A 22,931-nucleotide genomic window follows, 5' to 3' on the forward strand; every position below is an offset into this window, starting at 1 on the left:
GGGGGCTTGGCGCGTGTCGTCCATCAGGAGTGACGATCTCGTCGTCTCGATCTGCCGGCCTTCGACACGCTCGATTTTCTTACCGATCTATTTCTTTCGCCAGGGGGCATTTGCCGTGACCGACAGTTTCCAAGAAGCGGCCTTCGCGTCGTTGCCGTTGCCGGCCGCGCTGCTCGAGGGGCTGGAGGCGCTCGACTACCGTGAAATGACGTCGATCCAGGCCGCCAGCCTGCCGTTCATTCTGGCCGGGCATGACCTGATCGGCCAGGGCAAGACGGGGTCCGGCAAGACCGCCGCCTTCGGCCTTGGCGTGCTGGCGGCTCTCGATCTCTCTCGCTTTCATGCCCAGGCTCTGGTGCTCTGCCCGACCCGGGAGCTGGCCGATCAGGTGGCCGAGGAGCTGCGACGGCTGGCGCGTCGCCTGCCGAACGTCAAGATTCTTGCGCTCTGCGGGGGCACGCCGATGGGGCCGCAGTTGAACTCGCTGGCGCACGGTACGCATGTCGTCGTCGGCACGCCCGGACGCGTCGAGGATCATCTGCGCAAGGGATCGCTCGACCTTTCCGCGCTGACCACGCTTGTCCTCGACGAGGCGGATCGCATGCTCGACATGGGCTTCCAGGCGACGCTGGAAGCGATTGTTGCCGCCACCCCGACGGCGCGTCAGACGCTGCTCTTCAGTGCGACCTATAGCGAGACCGTCAAGCCGCTGGCGCAACGGTTGCTGCGGGAACCGCAAATCGTCGAAGTGGCCTCGACGCACGATGGGCAGAGCATTCAGCAGTCGTTTCATCCGGTCGCAGATGAAGCTGCGCGGCTGCCGGCGCTGCATCGATTGCTGCTGCACTATCGGCCCGCGTCGAGCGTCATCTTCTGCAATACGCGCAAGGAGACGCAGGCGGTCGCCGAGGCGCTGAACGAGGCTGGCTTCAGCGCTGGCGCCCTGCACGGGGAGCTCGATCAGCGCGACCGCGATCAGACGCTGATCCGGTTTGCCAATGGCAGTCTGTCGATCCTGGTCGCTACCGACGTGGCCGCCCGCGGCCTCGATATCGACTCGCTCGACGCGGTCTTCAACTATCAGCTCGCCCGTGAGCTCGAGGTTCATGTCCATCGCATCGGACGTACCGGGCGTGCCGGCGAGCAGGGGATAGCCTGTACACTGGTGGCCGAGCGTGAGGCCTATCGGCTGGAGCGTCTGGCGGACTATCTGGAGCAATCGTTGACGCTGACGCCGCTACCCGCCGAGGCCAAGACGAACGCTCGCCCTTTTCTGCCGGCCATGGCAACGTTGCAGCTGGACGCCGGCAAGAAGCAGAAAATCCGACCGGGCGATATCCTCGGTGCCCTGACCCAGGGCGACGAGTCGCTCGATGGCAATCAGGTCGGCAAGATCAAGGTGCTCGAGCGTTCGGCCTATGTCGCCGTCGAGAGAAGCGTCGTCAAGCAGGCGCTCGCGACGTTGGCCAATGGCACCTTGAAGGGGCGTCGCTGTCGCGCCCGTCTCATTGCCAACTGAGGCGGGGCCGGGCGTTCCTCGGCACGTTGCGCGTGCCGCGAACGCCCCATCCGCGCACGAATGATGTCGGTCTTCAGGCGATAACAGCCCTCACACGCGATACAAGGTTTCACGCGCTATAAAAGCCTTCACATGACGACAATCTTTACACGATGAAAATCTTTACACGATGAAAGTGCCCAAGCGTCTGCAGCCGCTGGTCGAGGATGGTTTGATCGACGAGGTCGTCGCTCAATTGATGAGCGGCAAGGAAGCGCAGGTATTCGTGGTTCGCTGTGGCGAGGAACTGCGCTGCGCCAAGGTCTTCAAGGAGGCACGCCAGCGTAGCTTCAAGCAGGCCGTGACCTATCAGGAAGGACGCAAGGTTCGCAACAGCCGTCGCGCACGGGCGATGTCGAAGAAGACGCGCTACGGCCAACGCGAGCAGGAGTCGGCCTGGCTGAATGCCGAAGTCGAGGCACTCTATCGGCTGGCGGCTGCCGATGTACGCGTACCTCGGCCGCATGGCTTTGTCGACGGGGTGTTGTTGATGGAGCGCATTGCGGATGACGCAGGAGACGTCGCGCCACGTCTGGATGATGTCGACCTGCCCCCCGACGTGGCCCGCGATTATCACCAACGCCTGGTCGACGAAGTGGTCAAGATGCTGTGCGCGGGACTGATCCATGGCGATCTCTCGGCGTTCAACATCCTGGTAGGTGCCACGGGGCCGGTGATCATCGATTTGCCCCAGGCAGTCGATGCGGCCGGCAACAATAACGCGCCCTGGATGCTGGTGCGCGACGTCGACAATCTGAAGCGCCATTTCGGCCGTTTCGCCCCGGACCTGCTCGGCACCGATTATGGCAAGGAGATCTGGGCGCATTACGAGGCCGGATCGCTATACCCGGGGATGTCGCTGACCGGGCAATACGCGCCGAGTCAACTGCCGGTGGATGTCGATGGCGTCATGCGCGTGATCGATGATGCGCGTGCAGAGGCCGAGGCGCGCGTGGCGGGGCGGTCAGAAGAGGGCGATGACGAGGATTGGTGACCGGGGGCGAGAAACCGACCAATAAGCGTCTACAATGGGGTCACGCAATTGGCGACCCGCCAAGGTCGCCGCTGTTTTGAGGAGCCTATTATGCAAGTGGTCAATCTGAAGTCCCCCGGTGGTCTCGATAATCTCGAGTTGCACGAGGTGGAAGGTCCGGGCGAACCGGGGCCTGGCGAGATACGTGTCCGTATCCATGCCAGCTCGCTGAACTTCCACGACTATCTCGTCGCCAGCGGTGTCTCTCCGACCGAACAGAATCGTATTCCGATGTCCGATGGCGCCGGCGTGGTCGAAGCCGTTGGTCAGGGTGTCAACGAATTCAAGGTCGGCGATGCCGTCGTCTCGACCTTCTTCCCGCATTGGCTGGAAGGGCCGGCACGCGTTGCCGACTTCAAGACCGTGCCGGGTGACGGGGTCGACGGCTACGCGCGCGAGCAGGTCGTGCGGCCTGTCGAATGGTTCACCCACGCGCCGGCCGGCTACAGCCATGCCGAAGCGGCCACGCTGACCACGGCCGGGCTGACCGCTTGGCGTGCGCTGGTGGTCGATGGCGGACTCAAGGCCGGCGATACGGTGCTGACGTTGGGCACCGGTGGGGTCTCTATCTTTGCCGTACAACTGGCCAAGGCGATGGGCGCCCACGTGATCTCGACCTCGTCCTCGGAAGAGAAACTGTCCAAGCTGCGCGAGCTGGGCGCAGACGAAACGATCAACTATCGCGAAGAGCCGGAGTGGGGCAAGCGGGTCAAGGCGTTGACCGGCGGCCACGGCGCGGATCATGTGATCGAAGTGGGCGGGCCCGGTACGCTGCCGCAGTCCATCGAGGCCGTGGCGATTGCCGGGCATATCTCGCTGATTGGCGTGCTGACCGGTACCGGCGGCGAATTGCCGACGGCCAAGCTGATGGCCAAGCAGGCCAAGCTTCAAGGGCTGATCGTCGGTAGCCGTCGTCACCAGATCGAGATGATTCGGGCGCTCGAGGTCAACGGCATCAAGCCGGTCATCGACCGTTCGTTCGGGCTGGGCGACATCGCTGAAGCCTTCCGTCATCAGGAAGCCGGCAAGCACTTTGGCAAGATCTGCCTGGAATTCTGATCTTTCGGCGCCGACGTTGGGGGTAGGACCCCGGCGATAGCACCGATGCCATGAAAAACGCCGCCGGTCCTCGACCGGCGGCGTTTCTCGTTGAGCGAGGCCCAGTGTTGAGTGACGCCTCGCGCTGTCAGAGACGCGTCATCTGGCAACGCTCCGTAGGCGGAGACGCGCCGGGTACCAGGCGTCGAGACGGGAGCGTTACTGGCGCGAGGCGGGACGCAGATCGTAGTCGAAGTACTGTGTCATCAGTGCTTCGAAGGTGCCGTCGGCATAGACACTGTCGAGCGCCTGGTTGAACGCCTCGGCGAGCGCTTCGTCGCGAGGCCGCACGGCGATCGCGTTGCCGCGTCCGAAGATCGATGCCGGACGGTTGATTCGCGGGCCGACCTGGACGTAGTCGCTGTCGGGGCTGCCCAGTTCCAGAGTATCGAGCGCCACCGGATAGTTGATGAAGGCGAGATCCAGACGTTGCGACTGCAGGTCCAGCGCGACATCGGCCGCGGTGGCGTAGCGGTGGATCTCGAGGGTGTCGGCGTAACGCTCGGTGACGTAGTTGTCCTGGGTCGTCCCGCGCTGCACACCGGCGGTCAGCCCCTCGAGCGCCGCCGAGTCGTCGATGTCGATCTCATTGCCGCGGCGCGTGACCCACACCTTCGGCGACATGGCATAGGGCTCGGTGAAGCGGACCTGGCGTTCCCGTGCCGGGGTGATACGCATCGAGGACAGGATGGCATCGTACTTGCGAGCCAGCAGTCCTGGAATGATGCCGTCCCATCCCTGGATGACCCACTCGCACTCGAGCTCGGCGCGACGGCAGAGTTCGTTGCCCAGATCGATCTCGAAGCCGGCCAATTCGCCATCGGCAGTGCGGTATTCGAAGGGGGGATAGGGGACATCCACGGCGAGCCGGACATGCTGCGGCGCGTCGTCGGCCTGAGCCTGCGGCACCAGCGATAGCGCGACGGCCAGAGGGGAAACAAGACGGCCGAAGCGGAAGAGGGAACTGAGAGTCACGCGGTAATCCTTGTTGTGATCCTGATGAGATTGTCGTCTATCTGTTGTGGTTTACGCCCGGCGCCACTGTCAGCGTTCGCCAGACAGGCGCCAGAGCCCGCCGACTGACGGTCGACGCGAGTAGATTACCACCTGTTCATGGCCGTTTGGATGCCCGCGACACCAGTCAGCAGTTCGAAAAGTGCACCGAAAAGGTCAAGGCGGATCAAGACGATGCGCTTCTGACAATTGCTTTCCTGGTGTCGTGGATTGCCTGAAAAGCGATGCGCGATATCGTCGAAATCCGGACATTCGTCCGGCGCTGCCCGGCGACTGTTTCGTTTGTCGATACGGCGCTTCCCGCGCCATGGCTAATATGGTGCGCCTGACAGCACTGCCCCTTCCCTATCTTGACTTCCGGAGGTTTCTATTAACCCTTTAAAAACATCTGTTTAAGTTGTTTTTTAAAGGGTTGGCACGCCCTTTGCCATATATCTCGGCAGTTGCAATGTTGTTGCCAGGCAAACATCAGAGAGCAAGGGAGATCGGGCGATGCGTAACCCAAGACGAGATTTCATCAAGACCGGGGCCGGCGCCCTGGTCGGTATGGCTGCCGCACCGGTGGTGGCGAGGGCACAGGATTCGCAGACGTTTCGTTGGCGAATGACCAGCGCCTATGGGGCCGGCGCGCCGTTCTACACCACCGGGCCCGGTTCGGCCAGCGACTTCGTCAAGCGCGTCGAAGCCGCTTCAGGAGGGCGTCTGGTCATTGACTTCTATCCGGCGGGCGAACTGATTCCGGCACTGGAAGGGTTCGATGCCGTGCGCGGTGGGACCGTACAGATGAACTGGGGCAACTCCTTTTTCTGGTCCGGTCGCTCGTTTGCCGCCCAGTACTTCACGGCCGTGCCTTTCGGGATGGATGCCATGGGCACCAATGCCTGGCTGTATCACGGCGGCGGCCAGGCACTATGGGACGAGGTCTACGCCGATTTCGGCCTCAAGGCGTTGCCAGCCGGCAATACCGGTATGCAGATGACTGGCTGGTTCAAGGCGCCGCTCGAGAATATCGACAGCTTCAACGGGCTGCGCATGCGAGTGGCCGGGCTGACGGGGCAGGTCTATCAAGAGCTGGGCGTCAATGTGCAGGTCTTGCCGGGTGGCGAGATCTTCCCGGCGCTGGAGCGCGGCGTGATCGATGCCGCGGAATTCGTCGGCCCTTATCTCGACCGTCAGCTCGGTCTCCAGAACGCGGCCTCTCACTATTACACGCCGGGCTGGCACGAGCCGAGCAACGTGAGCGAACTGCTGATCAACCGCTCGGCCTGGGAATCCTTGCCGGATGACCTCAAGGCGATCGTCGAGAACTGCGCGGCGGCTTGTAACGAGATCAGCCTGGCCTGGTGCAATGCCAACAACGCGGAGGCGCTCAAGGATCTGACCGAGAACCAAGGCGTCACGCTGCACCAGCTGCCCGAGGGCGTTTTGCCCAGGCTGCGTGAAGTCACCATGGATACGCTCTCCAGCCACGCGAACGCGGACCCTCTGGTGGCTAAGGTCCATAACGCTTACTTCGACTTCAAGCAACAAGCCATGTCCTGGCTCTCTGTCAGCGAGAAGGTACTGCTCGACCAGGTGCTCTGACGGCGCGGTATCTCGCCGTCCTTGTCGGGCGGCGATAGTCCGAAACAGGTGAATGAGGAGCGATCGTTTTGACCTCGACGACGGCGGTCTCGACCGACGGGGCGACCAGCCCCTGGCGTCGCGTGTTACATGGCATCGAGCGTGCCATCGAGTCTCTGGGAAACGCCACGGCCTGGTTGACGCTGGTGCTCGTGGTGCTGGTCTGCGCAGACGTGGCCCTGCGCTATATCTGGCACACGGGATCTATCGCCCAGCAGGAGCTGCAGTGGCATCTACTGGCGGTAATCGCGATGATCAGCGCCGCGTTCACGTTTCAGCAGGGCGATCACGTGCGCGTCGATGTGCTTTATCAACACTATCCGCGACGACTCCAGCAGGGGTTCGATATCGTCGTCAATCTGCTGGTCGTGGTGCCGGCGATGCTGTTTCTGGCCTGGATCAGTCTCGATTTCGTCGAGCAGTCCTGGCTGTTGGGCGAGGGTTCGTCCGATCCCGGCGGGCTGCCTGCGCGCTATATCATCAAGGCGTTCCTGCCACTGGGCTTCCTGCTGGTCGCTATACAGGGTGGGGCGCGCGGCTTGCTCGACATGGGTGCGATGCTGACCGGAAAGCGCGAGGTCGCCGACGATGGGGCTTGAACTCATGGCCGTCTGGATGGTGATCGCGCTCTTCGGGTTACTGTTTCTCGGCGTGCCGGTGCCATTCGCCCTGGCCGGTAGCGGTCTGGTGTTCGGCATCCTCGGTTTTGGGCCCGAGCTGTTCGGGCTGCTGCCAATGCGCGTCTTTGGCGTGGTGACCAACTACACCCTGCTGGCCATTCCGCTGTTTGTCTTCATGGGCGTGATGCTGGAGAAATCGCAGCTGGCCGCTCGCATGCTGGAGGTCATCGGCCGTGTCGCGGGCGACCGCTCCGGCGGCATGGCCTTCGCCATCGTCGTTGTCGGCGTGCTGATGGGTGCCTCGACCGGCATCGTTGCCGCGACCGTGGTAACGGTGGGACTCATCAGTCTGCCGACGCTGCTGGCGCGAGGCTATAGCAAGCCCGTCGCCTGCGGCACCATCTGCGCGGCGGGCACGCTCGGCCAGATCATTCCGCCAAGCCTGGTGTTGATCATTCTCTCGGATATCTCCGGCGAGTCGGTGGGTACGCTGTTTGCCGGTGCGCTGGTGCCGGGGATTCTCCTCGCGGGGCTCTATCTGGTCTACCTGGTCGTGCTGGCGAGGCTGCGCCCCGATAGCATGCCGCCGATTCCTCGAGAGGAGCGGGAGGCGATCTCGCTGGCGCGAACGCTGCTGGATCTGGTCAAGGTCGTGGTGCCGCCGCTGATGCTGATCGTGCTGGTGCTGGGCTCGATCATCGGCGGTATTGCGGCACCGACCGAGGCGGCTGGAGTCGGTGCGCTCGGGGCGATCATTCTGGTGGCCGTGAGCGGCAAGCTGAGCCTGCCGGTGCTGCGCGAGACGGTGATCACGACGTTCAAGATCACCGGCATGACGCTGTTCGTGCTGATCGCGGCCCAGGTATTCGGCCTGGCCTTTCGCGGGCTGGGAGGTGACCGTCTGATCGAGACGCTCTTTGGCTTTCTGCCCGGCGGTGTCTGGGGCGGCATCGTTTTCATGATGCTGCTGATCTTCGTGCTCGGTTTCTTTCTCGACTGGATCGAGATCTCCTATATCGTGCTGCCATTGATGTTTCCCTGGTTCCAGCAGCAGGGCGTCGACCTGGCCTGGCTCTGCATTCTGGTGGCGATGAACCTGCAGACCTCGTTTCTGACGCCGCCGTTCGGCTGGTCGCTGTTCTACCTGCGTGGTGTCGCGCCACCGGAGGTCCGTACACGCCATATTTACCAAGGCGTGATGCCCTATATCGGGATCCAGTTCCTGGCACTCGCGCTGCTCTGCCTGATCCCCCCGCTGGTGACCTGGTTGCCTGCCGCGATCGGCTGGTAACCGACGCGTTGCGGTTTCGAGACCTGAACAGGGAGCACCGTTCCTATGCAAGAGCTGTCTTCATGCCGCTGCGGCATGGTCGTGGCACCCCACCATGACGCGTCTCGCGCGGGGCTCGAGGTCCTGCGAGAAGGCGGTAACGCGATCGAGGCGATGGTGGCGGCAGCGGCCTCGATCGCGGTTGTCTATCCCCACATGAACTCCCTCGGCGGCGACGGCTTCTGGTTGGTTGCCGAACCCGGCAAGCCGCCGCTCGGCATCGAGGGCTGTGGCCCTGCCGCTGCACTGGCCGACCGGGATTTCTACCGGGACTATGCCTCGATCCCCTCGCGCGGGCCGCTCGCCGCGCTGACACCTGCCGGGACGGTGGCCGGCTGGGAACTGGCGTTGCAGCAGTCGCGCCGGTGGGGCGGGCGCCTGCCGTTGACGCGCTTGCTGGCACCCGCCATCGATCAGGCGCGCGATGGCATCAGGGTGACCCGCGGGCAGGCCGCGCTGACCGCCGCGAAGCTCGAGGAGTTACGTGGCATGCCGGGGTTCGCCGACCACCTGCTGGTCGACGGTGAGGCGCCGAGCGAGGGCGCGACGTTTCGCCAGCCGGCCCTGGCCACGACGCTGGAGCGACTGGCCAGTGCGGGGCTCGAGGATTTCTATCGCGGTGAACTCGGCGCGAGCATGGGCGATGCGCTCGAAGCGCTGGGCAGCCCGCTGCGACGCTCGGATCTGGCCGCCTTCCACGCGCGGCAGGTCACACCGCTGTCGCTACCGCTCGCGAATGGGCGAGTCTGGAATCTCCCGCCGCCCACGCAGGGCGTGGCTTCGCTGATGATTCTCGGTATTTTCGAGCGGCTATGTCAGCGCGTCGGGCGCCCCGAGGCGGAAGCCTTCGACTATGTGCACGGGCTGGTTGAGTCGACCAAGCGCGCCTTTGTCGAGCGCGACCGGTACGTGACAGACCCCCGGTGGATGACGCTTGAGCCCGGGGCGCTGCTGCTCGACGAACGCCTGAATCGGCTTGCCGCCGGTATCGACAGGCAGCGCGCAATGCCCTGGCCGCAGTCGGGAGAACCCGGAGATACGGTGTGGATGGGCTGCATCGACGGCGCGGGGCGCGCCGTCAGCTTTATCCAGAGCACCTACTGGGAGTTCGGCTCGGGCGTTGTGCTGCCGTCGACCGGGGTAGTCTGGCAGAACCGAGGTATTAGCTTCGCTCTCGATCCCGATGCCAGGCAGGCGCTGTCGCCGGGGCGCCGGCCGTTTCATACCCTCAATCCGGCTTTGGCGCGGCTCGACGACGGGAGAACGTCGGTCTACGGCACCATGGGTGGAGAAGGGCAGCCGCAGACCCAGGCCGCGATCTTCACGCGCCATGCGCTCTATGACCAGCCTTGGCAGGCGGCGATCGAGGCACCACGCTGGTTGCTGGGCCGGACCTGGGGCGAGGGAACGACCTCCTTGAAACTGGAAGCCCGGTGGCCGCCCGCGCTGGTCGAAAAGCTGCGTCAGGCGGGGCATCGGGTCGACCTGGTCGATAGCTATAGCGACAGCATGGGGCACGCCGGCGGCATCTCTCGCTGGCCCGACGGCCGCCTCGAGGGTGGCGCCGACCCGCGCAGCGACGGCAGCGTGGCCGGCTTTTAATCTCTCTCTGGAGCGAGCCGCGCGGCGGGGTCAAATCTTGGCGCCGCCGCGGCCATGCTTGATCCGTGACAGCAGCGTGGTGCAGTTGACCGAGATCACTTCCTCGCGACCGAGCAGACGCTCGCGAGCGAAGCGGTCGAATGTCTCCTGGCTATCGGTGAGCGTGTGCATGTGCAGGCTTCTCAAATCGCTCATGATGTAGAGATTGATCACTTCATGGCACTCGCCCAGCTCTTCCGCCATGGCCTCGATGGCGTAGGGCGCGACCTTGAGGTCGACGAAGGTGGAGATGACCTTGCCGAGCTTGGTGGGGTTGACCACCGCCGTGAACTGCTCGATCACCCCGCTGTCGACCAGATGCTGAACCCGGTCGCGCGCGTGGGCGCGTGATATCTCGAGTTCACGCGCCAGTTCGGCGTAGGACATCCGGCCATCCTTGATCAGGAGGTTGAGCAATGCGTTGTCGAGCTTGTTCATAATTTTTCAGATACCGAGAGCCCAGAGGAAGAAAGGGTTGGGAGACCGACGGGCCGCGCTTGGCAAGCGAAGGACCGGTCCGCCGCTCGAGCCGCCTTCGTCGCGAGGCCGGCGTTGACGTCTCGTGATCGGTCATGACTAATAGAGTGCCGATTCAGCAGCGACAGAGACGTCCATGAACTGCATTTTCTGCGATATCGTCGCCGGCCGCGCGCCATGTCACAAGGTCTGGGAGGACGATGGGCATCTGGCTTTCCTCTCGATCTTTCCCAACACGGCAGGTTTTACCGTGGTCATTCCCAAGGCTCATCATCCCAGCTACGCGTTCGAGCGCGAGGATGCGGTGCTCGAGCAACTGATCGTGGCAACCAAGCGCGTTGCCGCGCGACTGGATGCGTCGCTGGAAGGGGTGGCGCGCTGCGGCATGTTCTTCGAAGGCTACGGGGTCGATCACCTTCACGCCAAACTGTTTCCGATGCATGGCACCGGGGAAGATTCCAGTTTCAAGCCGATCGAAGCCAACGTGGACAAGTTTTTCGATGTCTACGAGGGCTATCTCTCTTCGCACGACTATAAGCGCGCCGATGATGACGCCCTGGCGGCGCTGGCCCGGCATATTCGCGAGTTCGACGGGCCCTGATGTCGAGCTGCGGCTGTGATGCTGTCGTTCATCGAGGCCTGGCGCTTTCTTCAGTCGGGATCTCACGTTAACTTGACGGCTGTCTTCGCCGGCAATGCTCTTGCCGCTTCATTCCATGCGTTTGCCCCGATCCGGATACTTTTCGATGACGACGAACATGCCTGCTCTGCCAACCGCCCAGCGCCAGGTCTGGCGCTGGGCGCTCTTGCTATCTCTGCTGCTGTCGCTCAGCGGCTGCGGTATCAACAACATTCCCACGCTGGACGAGAAGGTGAAATCGGCCTGGTCTCAGGTCGAGAGCCAGTACCAGCGGCGTGCGGACCTGATTCCGAACCTGGTCGAGACAGTGAAGGGGTTTGCCGCCCAGGAGCGAGAAACGCTCGAGGCGGTGACCGATGCCCGGTCCCGGGCCACGTCGATCCAGGTCGATGCCGATACACTGAACGACCCGGAGCAGCTACAACGGTTCGAAGACGCCCAGCAGCAGCTGAGCGGAGCACTGAGCCGCCTGATGGCCGTCTCTGAGCGCTATCCCGACCTGCGCTCTAGCCAGAATTTCCTGTCGCTGCAGTCCCAGCTCGAAGGCACCGAGAACCGGATTGCCGTGGCGCGGCGTGACTTCATCCAGGCGGTCGAGACCTACAATACCGAGATTCGGACCTTCCCCGGCAAGATCTGGCATAGCCTGCTCTACAGTGATCTTCCGCTGCGCGACAACTTTCAGGCCACGACCGAGGGCGCGGAAGAGGCGCCACAGGTGAATTTCTGATGCTTAGGCGATTTCCTCGAATCCTTGCGCCGTGGTTGACGCTACTGGTTCTCGCGCTGGTCTCGATGGCTCAGGCGGCGCCAGAGTTTCCCGAATTGAGCGGCCGCGTCGTCGATAACGCGGAACTGCTGTCGGATGGCGACCGCTCCCGCTTGAGTGACATGCTGGCGGCGCACGAAGCGGCGACCGGCGAGCAGGTTGTCGTGGTCACGCTGCCCGATCTCCAGGGCGAAGCGATCGAGAGTTACGGCTATCAGCTTGGGCGCCACTGGGGCATCGGGCAGGAGGGCGAGGACAATGGCGCGCTGCTGATTGTCGCAATGCAGGAGCGGCAAGTGCGCATCGAGGTCGGCTATGGGCTGGAGGGGCGGCTGACCGATGCGCAATCTTCGGCCATCATCCAGCAAATCATCACGCCCGCTTTCCAGCAGGGAAATTTCTCCGCAGGGATCTTGCAGGGCACCCAGGCCATGATCGAAGTGCTTGGCGGCGATCCGCAGCGCGAGACGACACCGGCAGCGGATCCCGCCGCGGAATCGGAGGATTCGCGTCATCTGGGCGGCGCCGGTATCTGGTTCGGCGTCCTGTTCTTCATCGTCATGCTGATCGTGCGTAGCGGCGGCGGTGGCGGCGGTGGGGGCCGTCGCCGCCGGGGACGCGGTGCGCTAGGCGGCGTGCTGCTGGGCGGCGCGCTCGGCAGCGGCGGTGGATTCGGTGGCGGCGGTCTCGGCGGAGGCGGTGGCTTCAGCGGTGGCGGCGGCGGTTTCGGTGGCGGCGGCGCCTCCGGCGGCTGGTGAAGAAGGGGACGCGAACATGACGCTACTGAACGATAACGAGCGCCGACAGGTCGGCGAAGCCATCACACGGATCGAACGCGAGACCGATGCGGAGGTGGTGACGGTGCTGGCGCGTCAGGCCGACAACTACGCCTATATCCCGCTGCTCTGGGCCGGCGTCATCGCGCTCGTCGCGCCCGGGGCCTTAGCGGTCATTGCCAGCTGGCTTCCCGGCGGTGCGGCACCGGGCGTGTGGTGGCTGCTGGCGCTGCAGTGGCTCACCTTCATCGTACTGGGTGTGCTCTTTCGCCTGCCGGCGGTGATGACACGACTGATCCCGCGATCGGTGCGCTTCTGGCGCGCTTCCAATCTGGCGCGTCGTCAGTTCCTGGAGCAGAACCTGCATCACACCGAGGCAGGCACCGGGATGTTGATTTTCGTTTCCGAGGCGGAGCGTTATGTCGAAATTCTGGTCGACCGGGGGATCTCGCAGCAGCTGAGCGACGCCCACTGGCAGCGTATCGTTGCCGACTTCACCCAGCGGGTGCGCGCCGGCGAGACGCTGCCGGGTTTCCTCGACTGCATCGACGCCTGCGGCGAGCTGCTCAAGACGCATGTGCCAGCGACGCACGACAGAAACGAACTGCCGAATCGGCTGGTCGTGCTGGAGTAGTTTGCGGGCGTCGCCCGCCCGCCGCCACACGCCAATGAAAAGCGCGGCCACCGATTCGATCGGTGGCCGCGCTGCTTTTCCGGCTCGAGAGAGACGTCGGAGGCTTAGCGGTTGCCGCCACCGCCGCCGGCATTGCCGGTGCGTCCCCGGCCACCGCGCGAGCGCCGACGGCGTGGCGGTGCATCGGCGGCTCGGTTGCTATCGGCATCCAAGCGGTTGCCGCGATTGTCGTCGTTGTCGCGTGCCGAGTTCGAGGCGCCGCCACTGCCGTTAGCGCCACGACGCTGGCCGTTGCCATTGCCGCCGCCGTTGCCGCCACGACCGCTACCGTTACCGCGTCCACCACCATTGCCACGACCGCCACCGTTGCCACGTCCGCGAGGCTGACGCGGGGGGCGATCGTCGTTCTCGTCGACCTTGGGGCCACCGCCCGGTGTCGGTTCGAAGCCCTCGACGATCTGGCTGTCGAGGCGCTTGCTGATCAGGCGCTCGATACCGGCCAGTTCCTTCTTCTCGTCCAGGCTGACCAGTGAAACCGCATGTCCGCTGGCGCCGGCGCGGCCGGTGCGCCCGATACGGTGGACATAGTCCTCGGCTACGTTGGGCAGTTCGAAATTGACGACCTGCGGCAGTTGATTGATATCCAGCCCGCGCGCGGCGATGTCGGTCGCCACCAGGGCCCGAATGTCGCCACTCTTGAAGTCGGCCAGTGCCTTGGTCCGGGCATTCTGGCTCTTGTTGCCGTGGATTGCCGCCGCTTCGATTCCCTGGCCTTCGAGATATTTGGTCAGACGGTTGGCGCCATGCTTGGTGCGCGTGAACACCAGTACCTGATGCCAGTCATGTGTCTGGATCAGGTGAGACAACAGCGCTGGCTTGCGGCTCTTGTCGACCGGATGGACGCGTTGCTCGACGGTTGTGGCCGTGGAGTTGCGTGGCGTGACCGAAACCTCGACCGGGTCGTTGACGATGCTCTTGGCGAGGTTGCGAATGTCCTGCGAGAAGGTCGCCGAGAAGAGCAGGTTCTGACGCTGCTTGGGCAGCACCGCCAGCACCTTGCGAATATCGTGGATAAAGCCCATGTCGAGCATGCGGTCGGCTTCATCGAGCACCAGCACTTCGAGCTGATCGAAGCGCACGGCTTTCTGCTGGTAAAGATCGAGCAGGCGGCCCGGCGTGGCGACCAGGATGTCGACGCCGTCGCGCAGCTTGGCGATCTGCGGGTTGATCTTGACGCCGCCGAATACCACCGCGCTCTTCAGCGGCAGGTGCTTGCCGTAGGTCTCGACGCTTTCGCTGACCTGGGCGGCCAGTTCGCGAGTCGGGGTCAGCATCAGCGCCCGGATGGGGCGGCCTTTCGGCTGATCTTTCTGCGACAGACGGTGCAGGATCGGAAGGGTAAAACCGGCCGTCTTGCCGGTACCCGTCTGGGCGGCCGCCATGACATCGCGGCCCTGCAGCACGGCGGGAATCGCCTGGCTCTGAATCGGGGAGGGGGTGTCGTAGCCCTGTTCGGCAACGGCTGTCAGCAACGGGGCGCTAAGGCCCAGTGAGTCAAAACTCATTCGGTAATCTCTAAGGTCGCGGCGAGAGGCGAAGGGAAGCGGCTACGCTCAACCGTGGGGTGCCAGTGCTGGCTGATGTGCCTGATGACAGGCTTGCAGAAGGGTCGCCATCTCTTTTCAGCTTCGCGTGACGACGGGCCAGACGCTGGTGATAGTGGTCAGGCAGCTTAACGTAACTCGCGGGCGTCCGCTATGCGTTTGTCGCCTGAGCGGGGCCCGCGAAGCGTCGGTCGGCGACGATTACGACGGGCGTGATGTCGCGTCGTGCGTGGGGTGGTGGCGAAGTAAGGACTGACTGGGGCGAAGATCCGGTGTCGGTACCGACGATTCGGTGTGGTGGGATGAATTGAACGCTACCTCGTTTCCCGATACCGTTTTGCTCCCATTGCCGGGAAACACGGCATCACGCGGAAAAACGATGAAAAGACTCTACTTGTCCGACACCGTGGCAGGTGAAATCGGTAGCTATATCACGGAAAACCAGCTGGAAGCCGGGGACCGCCTGCCGTCGGTATCCGAATGGATGACGCGACTGCAAGTGGGGCGTTCGACGCTACGTGAAGGGGTCAAGCGACTTGAGGCCGAGGGGGTCATCAAGGTCGTCAATGGCAGAGGGATCTTTGTCAGCGATCAGCAGATTTTTCGCCTCTTTTCGCGCCTGCATGTCACCGATGCGCGTCAGCACCTGCTGGAGATGCTGGACGTACGCCAGGTGCTGGAGGGCAAGGCCGTGGCGCTGGCGACGGTCAATGCCTGCGAGGCACAGTTCGACGAAATGGCACAGTATCTGGAAGCATATCGTCAGGCCCGCGAGGACGACGATTTCCTGCGCGTCCATGAAGCGGACAGCGCCTTTCATCTGGCGATCTACCGGGCCAGCGGCAATCAGGTGATGGTCGAACTGATCCGCTCGATCCATTCCGAACTCTATGCCTCCTGGCAGACCCCGGAAGATCGCAACAACGTCTTCGACGACAGCTTTCCTCACCACCTGGCGCTGCTCGAGGCGATGCGTCAGCGCGACGTCGTGGCCGCCAGCGCTGCCTATGTCGATCTGATGGCATCGACGCGCCATACCGTCGAGATCATGGCGTAACCGTCGAGGTCATAGCGCAGAGAAAGCTGATCTTGTGGACTGCACCATAGGCAAGACAAAGGAGACAAAAATGCCTATCAAGATACACCGTTGGCTATTGGTTTGCGGTGTCGGCGCACTGCTGCCAGTGTCATCCGTGCTGGCGGATGCGCCGAACGCCGGCGAGTCGCGGGGCGCGACACTCTGTACCAAGATTCCGGTTCCCTGCGAGGCGGTGATCGCCCACCGCGGGGCGTCGTTCATGGCGCCGGAGTCCACGGCGCCGGCCTACCGGCTGGCGCGTGAGCTGGGGGCCGACTACCTAGAGCTCGATCTGCAGCGGACGAAGGATGGCCAGCTGGTTGCCATTCATGACAACACGTTGGGCCGCAATACCAACGTGGCCGAGGTCTTCCCGGCACGAGCCGAGGCGCCGGTCTCCGCCTTCACGCTGGCTGAACTCAAGCAACTCGATGCCGGTAGCTGGTTCAATGCCGCCTATCCCGAGCGCGCACGCGACGCTTATGCGGGCCTGCCGATCCTGACGCTCGATGAAGTGATCGATATCGCGGAGGGCGGTCGCCATCGCCCGGGGCTGTATATCGAGACCAAGGTCCCCGATCAGTTCCCGGGCATCGAGCAGGACCTGCGTGAGGCGCTGGCGTCACGCGGCTGGCTGGGGGAGCCTGAGTCGCCGGCGGCCAGCGAGAGAGATAGGGTCTCCGTGGCGGACGGCCCCGCCCGCGTGATGATGCAGACCTTTTCCAGGGCCAGCCTGGCTGCTCTCGAGGAGGCAATGCCGGAGGTGCCACGTGTGCTGCTGCTCTGGGTGGGAGAGGGGAGTATCGAGCCGGCGCCGAGCCAGCCCCAGGGCGACGAGGAGAGCCTGGCAGACTACTACGCGCGCCAGACGGTCGCTTCCCCCGAGGCCTATGGGCAATGGCTCGACTTCGCCAAGGCACACGGCGCGATCGGCATCGGGCCATCGACGATCCAGACCGAGCACGACGGTGCCTTCAGCCGCCAGTTCAGCTACATGGAGCTGGCCGAGTCGTGGATGGTCGGCATGGCGCACGATGACGGGTTGCTGGTGCATCCCTATACGGTCGATTCGCCGGCGGATTTCGCCCGCTATCAGCAGCGGGGAGTCGACGGTTTCTTCACCAATCGGCCGGCAGCGCTGCTGGAATTTCTCGGCCAGACGCCTGCCGACCCGCAGCAATTGCTGGATCGCCTCGGCTACTGAGTCTGGATCGCGTCGCCCGGTCGACGATGGTCCGGGCGACGACCGGCCGACAGCAAAGCGCCGTCCGTGAACGGGCTTTCACTTCGACAGGCGACCGCCGCCGTGCTTCACTCGACAGGCACCGATGCGTCGTTAGACGTTCGTCTATCTTCATCCACCAATAGGCAGGTAACAACGATGAACAGCACTCGTCCCAAGGCCCAACCCACCGTTCAAATCGACAACGATCGCGTCGTCGTCACCGAGTGGCGGTTTCCGCCTGGCGCCGAGACCGGCTGGCACGAGCACGGCCATGACTATGTCGTCGTGCCGCAGACCACCGGCAAGCTCGACCTGCAGACGCTCGACGGCCATACCTTCTCCACGCTGGAGACTGGCGTTTCCTACTACCGTGACAGCGGCGTCGAACACAACGTCATCAACGACAATGACTTCGAATTCGTCTTCGTCGAGATCGAGATGAAGTAGTCGTGCCTCGCGTGGTGCGAGTATTGTCCTCGTGTCACGCGTGGGTGCCAGGCGTGCTACCCGCAGATTCACCGGGCGCGCCGTTGTTGATCGCCGTACGATGACGACAAGATCTTGGTTAAATTCCCCTGGATTCCCACGCTGAATCGCTCTTCTCCGCCAAGCGTGGAGAATCGTGATTCCGATTCCTTTCGGGCATCAAGCTCGTTTTTCTCCTTGCCGTTTTCGTAAAGCCTTGTCGAAACGGCACCCCCCTGTGTCTATGCCTGTGACCGGTGTCGTGCCCGGGGGCTCAGGCGCCTGTCTCGGCGCAGTGGCTAGCTTCATGCCGAGCGTGATCTAAGGCCCAATCCCACCATGACAAGGCCTTCTTCATTTGCGGGAAGGCAGTGGGGCAGGCGATGTCCCGATGCTCAGGACTCAGTTTCCGACTATTGCCGATGCGAGTAGACAGGGCGTGAGGGTGCGCCATCAGCCAGGCCTCATCGACACGTCGTTTTCGAGCCTTGAGGGGCATCATCGATACGGCGACCATCAGTACCCGTTGATGCGGAGAGATCTCATGAGTATCAAGATGTTCCCCCCGGCCTGCGATGACACGCTAGTACCGTGTCGGAGTCATGGAAGGATGGTTGTCAGTCAGTGAGCTTATTTTTTTGATCTGGCCCTCTAAGGCTGAATTGGTTAACAGTCATAATTAGATTTTTCTAAATAAAGGAGTCTTGTTGTTGCCGTGGTCGATGAGGACCGGGGCGGCTGTTGAGAAACCAATGGGGGAGGGATCATGAATAACGTCAAGCTTTTACCTGCCGAGGCGCTGGAACAGGCCCGGCTCGAAGCGTTCGAGAAGGTGCTGGATACGCGCCTGCGTAAACTCCAGACGGTCGTGCTCTCCAGGCAGCAAGAGGTAGACCGTCAGCTCTATCGACAATTCGAGGCGTTTCACTGGCTGACGAGACGCCTTTCCATTCGGGGGCGTCTACCGCCATTACGTGGTTGGCCTCTGTCTCCGGATATCCTTCTGTTGCTGCATGAGTGGATCGTCGAACGTCGCCCTGAGGTGGTGGTGGAATTCGGCAGTGGGGCTTCCACCTTGGTGATCGCGGATGCGCTGGCTCAGGTGGGAGCGGGGCGGCTCATCTCGATCGAGCACCTCGAGCCCTACGCACAGCAAACCCGTGTGAACCTGGAGCGGGAGGATCTGAATGGGTGGGTCGATCTTCGCGTGGGTGAGCTGGAGCCCTGGGTGGGTGAGCACCTCAATGAGCGTGACGACCAGAAGCGACTTTGGTACCCGGTCTCGCTACTTCAAGGTGTCAAGGATATCGACTTCGTGTTGGTGGATGGACCACCGGCACCCACCTGCGAATTTGCCCGCTATCCCGCGCTGCCCGCCGTCGCCGATAGACTGTCGCCCCGCGCCACGGTTTGGTTGGATGACGCTGCCAGAGGAGAAGAGAAGCGTATCTGCCAGCGGTGGGCAGAGCGCTACCATGGCGCTTTCGCGTCGATGCCGATGGAGAAGGGGCTAGGCGTGTTCACTTTTGGCAATGAAACCGTGACATGACCTGGCGGGCACTGCGCCGGCCAGGGCACAGGCGTTCGGGGGAGCACAAGGCACGGGGCATCCGCTATCACCGCGACGGCCGCCTCCGGCATAGCGCTGTCGACGAGCGATGCGATCGACATCGAGACAGCGTCGTGGAAACGGTCAGGAGACGGGGGCCCGCATCATGCCGCGTAGATGTTCCAGAAATGCCGCGGTAGCGGCTGGCAAGGTGCGATTGGCCAGCGTCTGTAATTCCACATGGCGGGCGTCCATGCCCGTATCGCGAATCGGAATCGCGACCAGTTGCTGCCTGAGCAGACGATGTCGGATCGAGACCTCGCCGGCCAGCGCGATCCCGCCGCCCAGCATGGCGTAATTCACCAGGGCTTCGGTGTAATTGCTGGTAAAGATCGACTCGAAGATTAGATTCTGCTGACTGCAGCAGATATCGAAGAGCTGGCGTAGCGTGGTTTCCGGCGGGGGAAGCGCGAGGGCAAAAGCCTGCAGTTGTGCCAGTGTGACATGCTGTCTCGTTGCCAGGGGATGCTCGTGCGACATCAGCGCATGAATGCGTGAGCGCTGGCGCGCCTCGACCTGAATGTCGCGTTCCGGCGCGAGGCTGAAGGTCAAACCGATATCGACCTCTCCCTCGCGTACCTTACGGGTCACTTCGGCCGGCGAACTGACGCTCAGGCGAAACTGGATACCTTGATAGCGCTGCCGAAATTCCGCGACCGCCAGCGGGATAAAATCGACCGCAAAGCCTTCCGAGCTGGCGAGACGTACCGTTCCTCGCTCCAGCCCCTGTAGTGCCTGAATCTCACTGGCGACGCGTTCGCTCTCCAGCTGCATGCGGCGGGCATGAGCGGCGAGGAGTTCACCCGCGGCACTGGGGGTCATGCCGCGGGCACGTCGCTCGAAGAGCTGGGTATCGAGCTCCTGCTCCAGGCGCGAGATCTGACGGCTGATCGCCGAGGCCGCGACGTTGAGTTGTAACGAGGCTTCGCTGATCGAGCCATGCTTAACCACGGCGAGAAAGTATCGCAGGGCGGTCTCTTGCAGCGCGCGATTGTTGATCATGATATCGGCCTCTTTTGTTTTTATTAAGATTGTTTTTATTAATGTTTGCCGAAATGGCAATGCTTTATTCTAAACATTGTACTTGTGGCATGGGTAGGGCTCGGATAGCGTGAATTCAGTGTCGACGGCCAAGGCGAAATATCGCGACAAGAATAATCCGCCGGGCGACATGATCCATTCGATTTCATCCCACGACATAATAACGAGGTTGAAATGCGCTCGATCCTGACTACCCGTCACGCGCTGACGGGAGCGGTACTGTGTTGTCTCTCGCTGCCGGCGCAGGCGAACAAGGCCAATGATACGTTGGTCTATGCCTCCGACAGCGAGCCCGAGAATGTCAGCCCCTACCATAACAACCTGCGTGAAGGCGTCATTCTTTCCCATCTTGCCTGGGATACGTTGATCTACCGGAATCCGGAGACCAACGACTACGAACCGATGCTGGCGACCGAGTGGCACTGGGTGGATGACACGACCCTGGAGATGACGCTGCGCGAGGGGGTGACGTTTCAGAACGGTGAACCCTTCAATGCCGATGACGTGGTGTTCACCTTCAACTATGTGGTGTCGCCGGAGTCCAAGGTCGTGACGCGACAGAACATCGATTGGATCGATCATGTCGAGAAGATCGATGACACCCATGTCAGATTTCATCTCGACGGTCCCTTTCCCGCCGCCCTGGAGTATCTATCCGGGCCGTTGCCGGTCTATCCCGATGAATACTTCCAGGAAGTCGGGCTCGAGACCTATAGCCAGCAACCGATCGGTACCGGGCCGTATCGCATCACTGAAGTCATACCCGGCGAAGGCGTCACGCTGGAACGCAACGACGACTATTTTGCCGACAGTCCGATCGGCAAGCCGCAGATCGGCAAGCTCGAGTTCAAGGTCATTCCGGACCAGGACTCTCGCGTGGCGCAACTGATGACCGGGCAGGTGGACTGGATCTGGCGCGTGCCGGCGGATCAGGCCGAGCAGATGCAGAGCGTGCCCAACATTACCGTGGATAGCGGTGAGACGATGCGCGTGGGTTATATCGCGCTGGACGCAGCAGAGCGAGAAGACTCACCGTTGCACGATCTCAAGGTGCGTCGGGCGATCAACCACGCGATCAATCGTCAGGGCATGGCGGACAATCTGGTGCGCGGCGGCAGTCGGCCGCTCTATGCGCCCTGTTTTCCGGCGCAGTTCGGCTGCGAGACCGAGGATGTCGTCGATTATGACTACGATCCCGAAAAGGCCCGGACATTGCTGGAGGAAGCGGGGTACGGCGATGGCTTCGAGGTGGATCTCTTCGCCTATCGCGAACGCGACTATGCCGAGGCGATGATCGGCGACCTGCGCAATGTCGGCATTCGCGCCAACCTGCGCTTCATGACCTCACCGGCACTGCTGGATATGCAGCGCGGCGGCAAGACCGACATGTCGTTCAAGACCTGGGGCTCCTACTCGGTCAATGACGTCTCGGCCATCACCAGCGTCTATTTCGGTGGCGGTGCGGATGATCGCTGGAACGACGAACAGGTCCAGCAGTGGCTACAGACGGCGGATACTTCGGTCGATCCGGCGGTGCGCAAGGAGAACTATCGCAAAGCCCTCCAGCGCATTTCCGAGCAGGCCTATTGGGCACCGCTCTTTTCCTACTCCACCTACTATGCCTACACCGCCGATCTGAACTTCACGCCTTATCCGGACGAGCTGCCGCGTTTCGCCGAAGCCAGCTGGCAATAGCCCTCGATGCAATATCGCAAGTGATGTCGCGGGGTCGTCGTCTGCTGGTGGATAGCGGCCGCGCGGCGTGAGGAGAGCGTATGGGAACTTTCATCGTTCGGCGAATTCTGGTCGCCCTGAGCGTGGCGCTGACCATATCGATCGTCAGTTTCATGCTGCTGCATCTGTCCGGAGATCTGGCTGCCTCGATTGCGGGGCCGGAAGCGACGGCGGAGCAGGTCGAGCAGATTCGCATCGACTATGGCCTGGATCGGCCGATCGTCAATCAGTACCTGGAGTGGCTGGGCCATGCACTGCAGTTCGATTTCGGTCGTTCCTACTACTACCAGAGCACGGTCGTGGATCTCATCGTGGACCGCATGCCGATCACGCTGACGTTGGGCGGCCTGGCACTAGCCTTGGCTGTCTGCATTGCCATTCCGCTGGGTGTGGTCGCTGCCATTCGGCGTGATACCTGGGTAGACCGGCTGGCGCTGTTGTTCGCCGTGATCGGACAGGCGATGCCCAGCTTCTGGTTCGGTTTGACTTTGATCGTGATCTTCGCGGTCACGCTGCAGTGGCTCCCGGCAGCCGGCAGCGACGGCTGGCAACACTTCGTGCTACCGGCCATCGCGCTGGGTTACTACGCCACGCCCGCCATGATGCGACTGACCCGCACGGGCATGCTCGAGGTATTGGAGTCGGACTACATCCGCACGGCGCGCGCCAAGGGGCTCAGTGCCAGATCCGTCATCTTCAAGCACGCGTTGCGCAACGCGGTCATCCCGGTCGTCGCGCTGGCGGCGGTGGAGCTCGGTTTCATGTTGGGAGGGTCCGTGGTGATCGAGTCGGTGTTCTCGCTGAACGGCCTCGGACAGCTGGCCTGGGATGCGATCTCCCGCAACGACTATCCCGTGGTTCAGGCCGTCGTGCTGATCATCGCGCTGTTCTACATCGTTCTGACGCTGTTGGCGGATGTCGCCAATGCGGCGCTCGACCCGCGCATCCGTACCCGATGAGGA

21 protein-coding genes are annotated in these 22,931 nt (G+C 62.8%); 17 read left to right on the forward strand and 4 right to left on the reverse strand.

The window, feature by feature from the left end; genetic code table 11:
- The first annotated feature begins 115 nt into the window (after window positions 1-115).
- The 3 genes from dbpA (at window position 116) to MC381_RS07935 (ending at window position 3,650) form a co-directional block, all read left to right on the forward strand.
- Window positions 116-1,519, forward strand: coding sequence for an ATP-dependent RNA helicase DbpA (dbpA, locus tag MC381_RS07925; RefSeq protein ID WP_251977193.1), 1,404 nt, complete (start codon window positions 116-118; stop codon window positions 1,517-1,519).
- A gap of 169 nt (window positions 1,520-1,688) precedes the next feature.
- Window positions 1,689-2,552: a PA4780 family RIO1-like protein kinase gene (locus MC381_RS07930; RefSeq protein ID WP_251977194.1), complete on the forward strand. Its 864-nt coding sequence runs from the start codon at window positions 1,689-1,691 to the stop codon at window positions 2,550-2,552.
- 90 nt (window positions 2,553-2,642) lie between these two features.
- Window positions 2,643-3,650, forward strand: a complete 1,008-nt coding sequence (locus MC381_RS07935; RefSeq protein WP_251977195.1) for a zinc-dependent alcohol dehydrogenase family protein — start codon at window positions 2,643-2,645, stop codon at window positions 3,648-3,650.
- Window positions 3,651-3,848: 198 nt separating this feature from the next.
- Here MC381_RS07935 and MC381_RS07940 read toward each other — a convergent pair whose 3' ends face one another.
- Window positions 3,849-4,664 carry a transporter substrate-binding domain-containing protein gene (locus MC381_RS07940; protein WP_374708163.1) on the reverse strand — a complete coding sequence of 272 codons (816 nt, stop codon included), beginning with the start codon at window positions 4,662-4,664 and terminating at the stop codon, window positions 3,849-3,851.
- Window positions 4,665-5,195: 531 nt separating this feature from the next.
- Between MC381_RS07940 and MC381_RS07945 the strand changes: the two genes are divergently transcribed.
- The 4 genes from MC381_RS07945 to MC381_RS07960 all read left to right on the forward strand — a co-directional run bounded on the left by MC381_RS07945 (window position 5,196) and on the right by MC381_RS07960 (window position 9,878).
- Window positions 5,196-6,287, forward strand: a complete 1,092-nt coding sequence (locus MC381_RS07945) for a TRAP transporter substrate-binding protein (protein WP_251977196.1) — start codon at window positions 5,196-5,198, stop codon at window positions 6,285-6,287.
- A gap of 68 nt (window positions 6,288-6,355) precedes the next feature.
- Window positions 6,356-6,925 (forward strand): TRAP transporter small permease subunit, encoded by a 570-nt coding sequence (locus tag MC381_RS07950; protein WP_251977197.1) that lies wholly within the window; start codon window positions 6,356-6,358, stop codon window positions 6,923-6,925.
- A complete protein-coding gene (locus MC381_RS07955) occupies window positions 6,915-8,237 on the forward strand; it encodes a TRAP transporter large permease (protein WP_251977198.1) in 1,323 nt (440 codons plus the stop codon). Before MC381_RS07950 ends, MC381_RS07955 begins: the two co-directional genes overlap by 11 nt.
- Before the next feature lie 45 nt (window positions 8,238-8,282).
- Window positions 8,283-9,878 (forward strand): gamma-glutamyltransferase family protein, encoded by a 1,596-nt coding sequence (locus tag MC381_RS07960; RefSeq protein ID WP_251977199.1) that lies wholly within the window; start codon window positions 8,283-8,285, stop codon window positions 9,876-9,878.
- Window positions 9,879-9,908: 30 nt separating this feature from the next.
- On the opposite strand, the gene MC381_RS07965 is transcribed toward MC381_RS07960, so the two are convergent.
- A complete protein-coding gene (locus MC381_RS07965) occupies window positions 9,909-10,355 on the reverse strand; it encodes an Lrp/AsnC family transcriptional regulator (RefSeq protein ID WP_251977200.1) in 447 nt (148 codons plus the stop codon).
- A 175-nt stretch (window positions 10,356-10,530) separates the two neighbouring features.
- Between MC381_RS07965 and MC381_RS07970 the strand changes: the two genes are divergently transcribed.
- The 4 genes from MC381_RS07970 (at window position 10,531) to MC381_RS07985 (ending at window position 13,213) form a co-directional block, all read left to right on the forward strand.
- Entirely contained in the window at window positions 10,531-10,995 is a 465-nt protein-coding gene (locus MC381_RS07970) for an HIT family protein (protein WP_251977201.1), read from the forward strand.
- Between the two features lie 157 nt (window positions 10,996-11,152).
- A complete protein-coding gene (locus MC381_RS07975; protein WP_251977202.1) occupies window positions 11,153-11,764 on the forward strand; it encodes a LemA family protein in 612 nt (203 codons plus the stop codon).
- The gene (locus MC381_RS07980) at window positions 11,764-12,561 is read left to right on the forward strand and encodes a TPM domain-containing protein (RefSeq protein ID WP_251977203.1); all 798 of its coding nucleotides are present in this window, start codon (window positions 11,764-11,766) and stop codon (window positions 12,559-12,561) included. The genes MC381_RS07975 and MC381_RS07980 overlap by 1 nt, the downstream gene beginning before the upstream one ends.
- Window positions 12,562-12,577: 16 nt before the next feature.
- Window positions 12,578-13,213 carry a TPM domain-containing protein gene (locus MC381_RS07985; RefSeq protein ID WP_251977204.1) on the forward strand — a complete coding sequence of 212 codons (636 nt, stop codon included), beginning with the start codon at window positions 12,578-12,580 and terminating at the stop codon, window positions 13,211-13,213.
- 104 nt (window positions 13,214-13,317) lie between these two features.
- Here the strand turns inward: MC381_RS07985 and MC381_RS07990 are convergent, their stop codons facing one another.
- Window positions 13,318-14,778, reverse strand: a complete 1,461-nt coding sequence (locus tag MC381_RS07990) for a DEAD/DEAH box helicase (RefSeq protein WP_251977205.1) — start codon at window positions 14,776-14,778, stop codon at window positions 13,318-13,320.
- A 418-nt stretch (window positions 14,779-15,196) separates the two neighbouring features.
- On the opposite strand from MC381_RS07990, the gene MC381_RS07995 reads away from it, so the two are divergent.
- The 4 genes from MC381_RS07995 (at window position 15,197) to MC381_RS08010 (ending at window position 19,134) form a co-directional block, all read left to right on the forward strand.
- On the forward strand, window positions 15,197-15,874 hold the full coding sequence (locus MC381_RS07995; protein WP_251977206.1) for a FadR/GntR family transcriptional regulator: 678 nt from the start codon (window positions 15,197-15,199) through the stop codon (window positions 15,872-15,874).
- 70 nt (window positions 15,875-15,944) lie between these two features.
- Entirely contained in the window at window positions 15,945-17,099 is a 1,155-nt protein-coding gene (locus tag MC381_RS08000; protein ID WP_251977207.1) for a glycerophosphodiester phosphodiesterase, read from the forward strand.
- A gap of 177 nt (window positions 17,100-17,276) precedes the next feature.
- On the forward strand, window positions 17,277-17,567 hold the full coding sequence (locus MC381_RS08005) for a cupin domain-containing protein (RefSeq protein WP_251977208.1): 291 nt from the start codon (window positions 17,277-17,279) through the stop codon (window positions 17,565-17,567).
- 784 nt (window positions 17,568-18,351) lie between these two features.
- Window positions 18,352-19,134 carry a class I SAM-dependent methyltransferase gene (locus tag MC381_RS08010; RefSeq protein ID WP_251977209.1) on the forward strand — a complete coding sequence of 261 codons (783 nt, stop codon included), beginning with the start codon at window positions 18,352-18,354 and terminating at the stop codon, window positions 19,132-19,134.
- A gap of 144 nt (window positions 19,135-19,278) precedes the next feature.
- Here MC381_RS08010 and MC381_RS08015 read toward each other — a convergent pair whose 3' ends face one another.
- Entirely contained in the window at window positions 19,279-20,196 is a 918-nt protein-coding gene (locus tag MC381_RS08015) for a LysR family transcriptional regulator (protein WP_251977210.1), read from the reverse strand.
- A gap of 213 nt (window positions 20,197-20,409) precedes the next feature.
- On the opposite strand from MC381_RS08015, the gene MC381_RS08020 reads away from it, so the two are divergent.
- Together MC381_RS08020 and MC381_RS08025 are read left to right on the forward strand one after the other, a co-directional pair.
- Window positions 20,410-21,930 (forward strand): ABC transporter substrate-binding protein, encoded by a 1,521-nt coding sequence (locus MC381_RS08020; protein ID WP_251977211.1) that lies wholly within the window; start codon window positions 20,410-20,412, stop codon window positions 21,928-21,930.
- 80 nt (window positions 21,931-22,010) lie between these two features.
- Window positions 22,011-22,928 (forward strand): ABC transporter permease, encoded by a 918-nt coding sequence (locus MC381_RS08025; RefSeq protein WP_251977212.1) that lies wholly within the window; start codon window positions 22,011-22,013, stop codon window positions 22,926-22,928.
- Window positions 22,929-22,931: the final 3 nt, after the last annotated feature.

This window comes from Salinicola avicenniae (assembly GCF_023736115.1).
Lineage (GTDB): Bacteria > Pseudomonadota > Gammaproteobacteria > Pseudomonadales > Halomonadaceae > Salinicola > Salinicola avicenniae.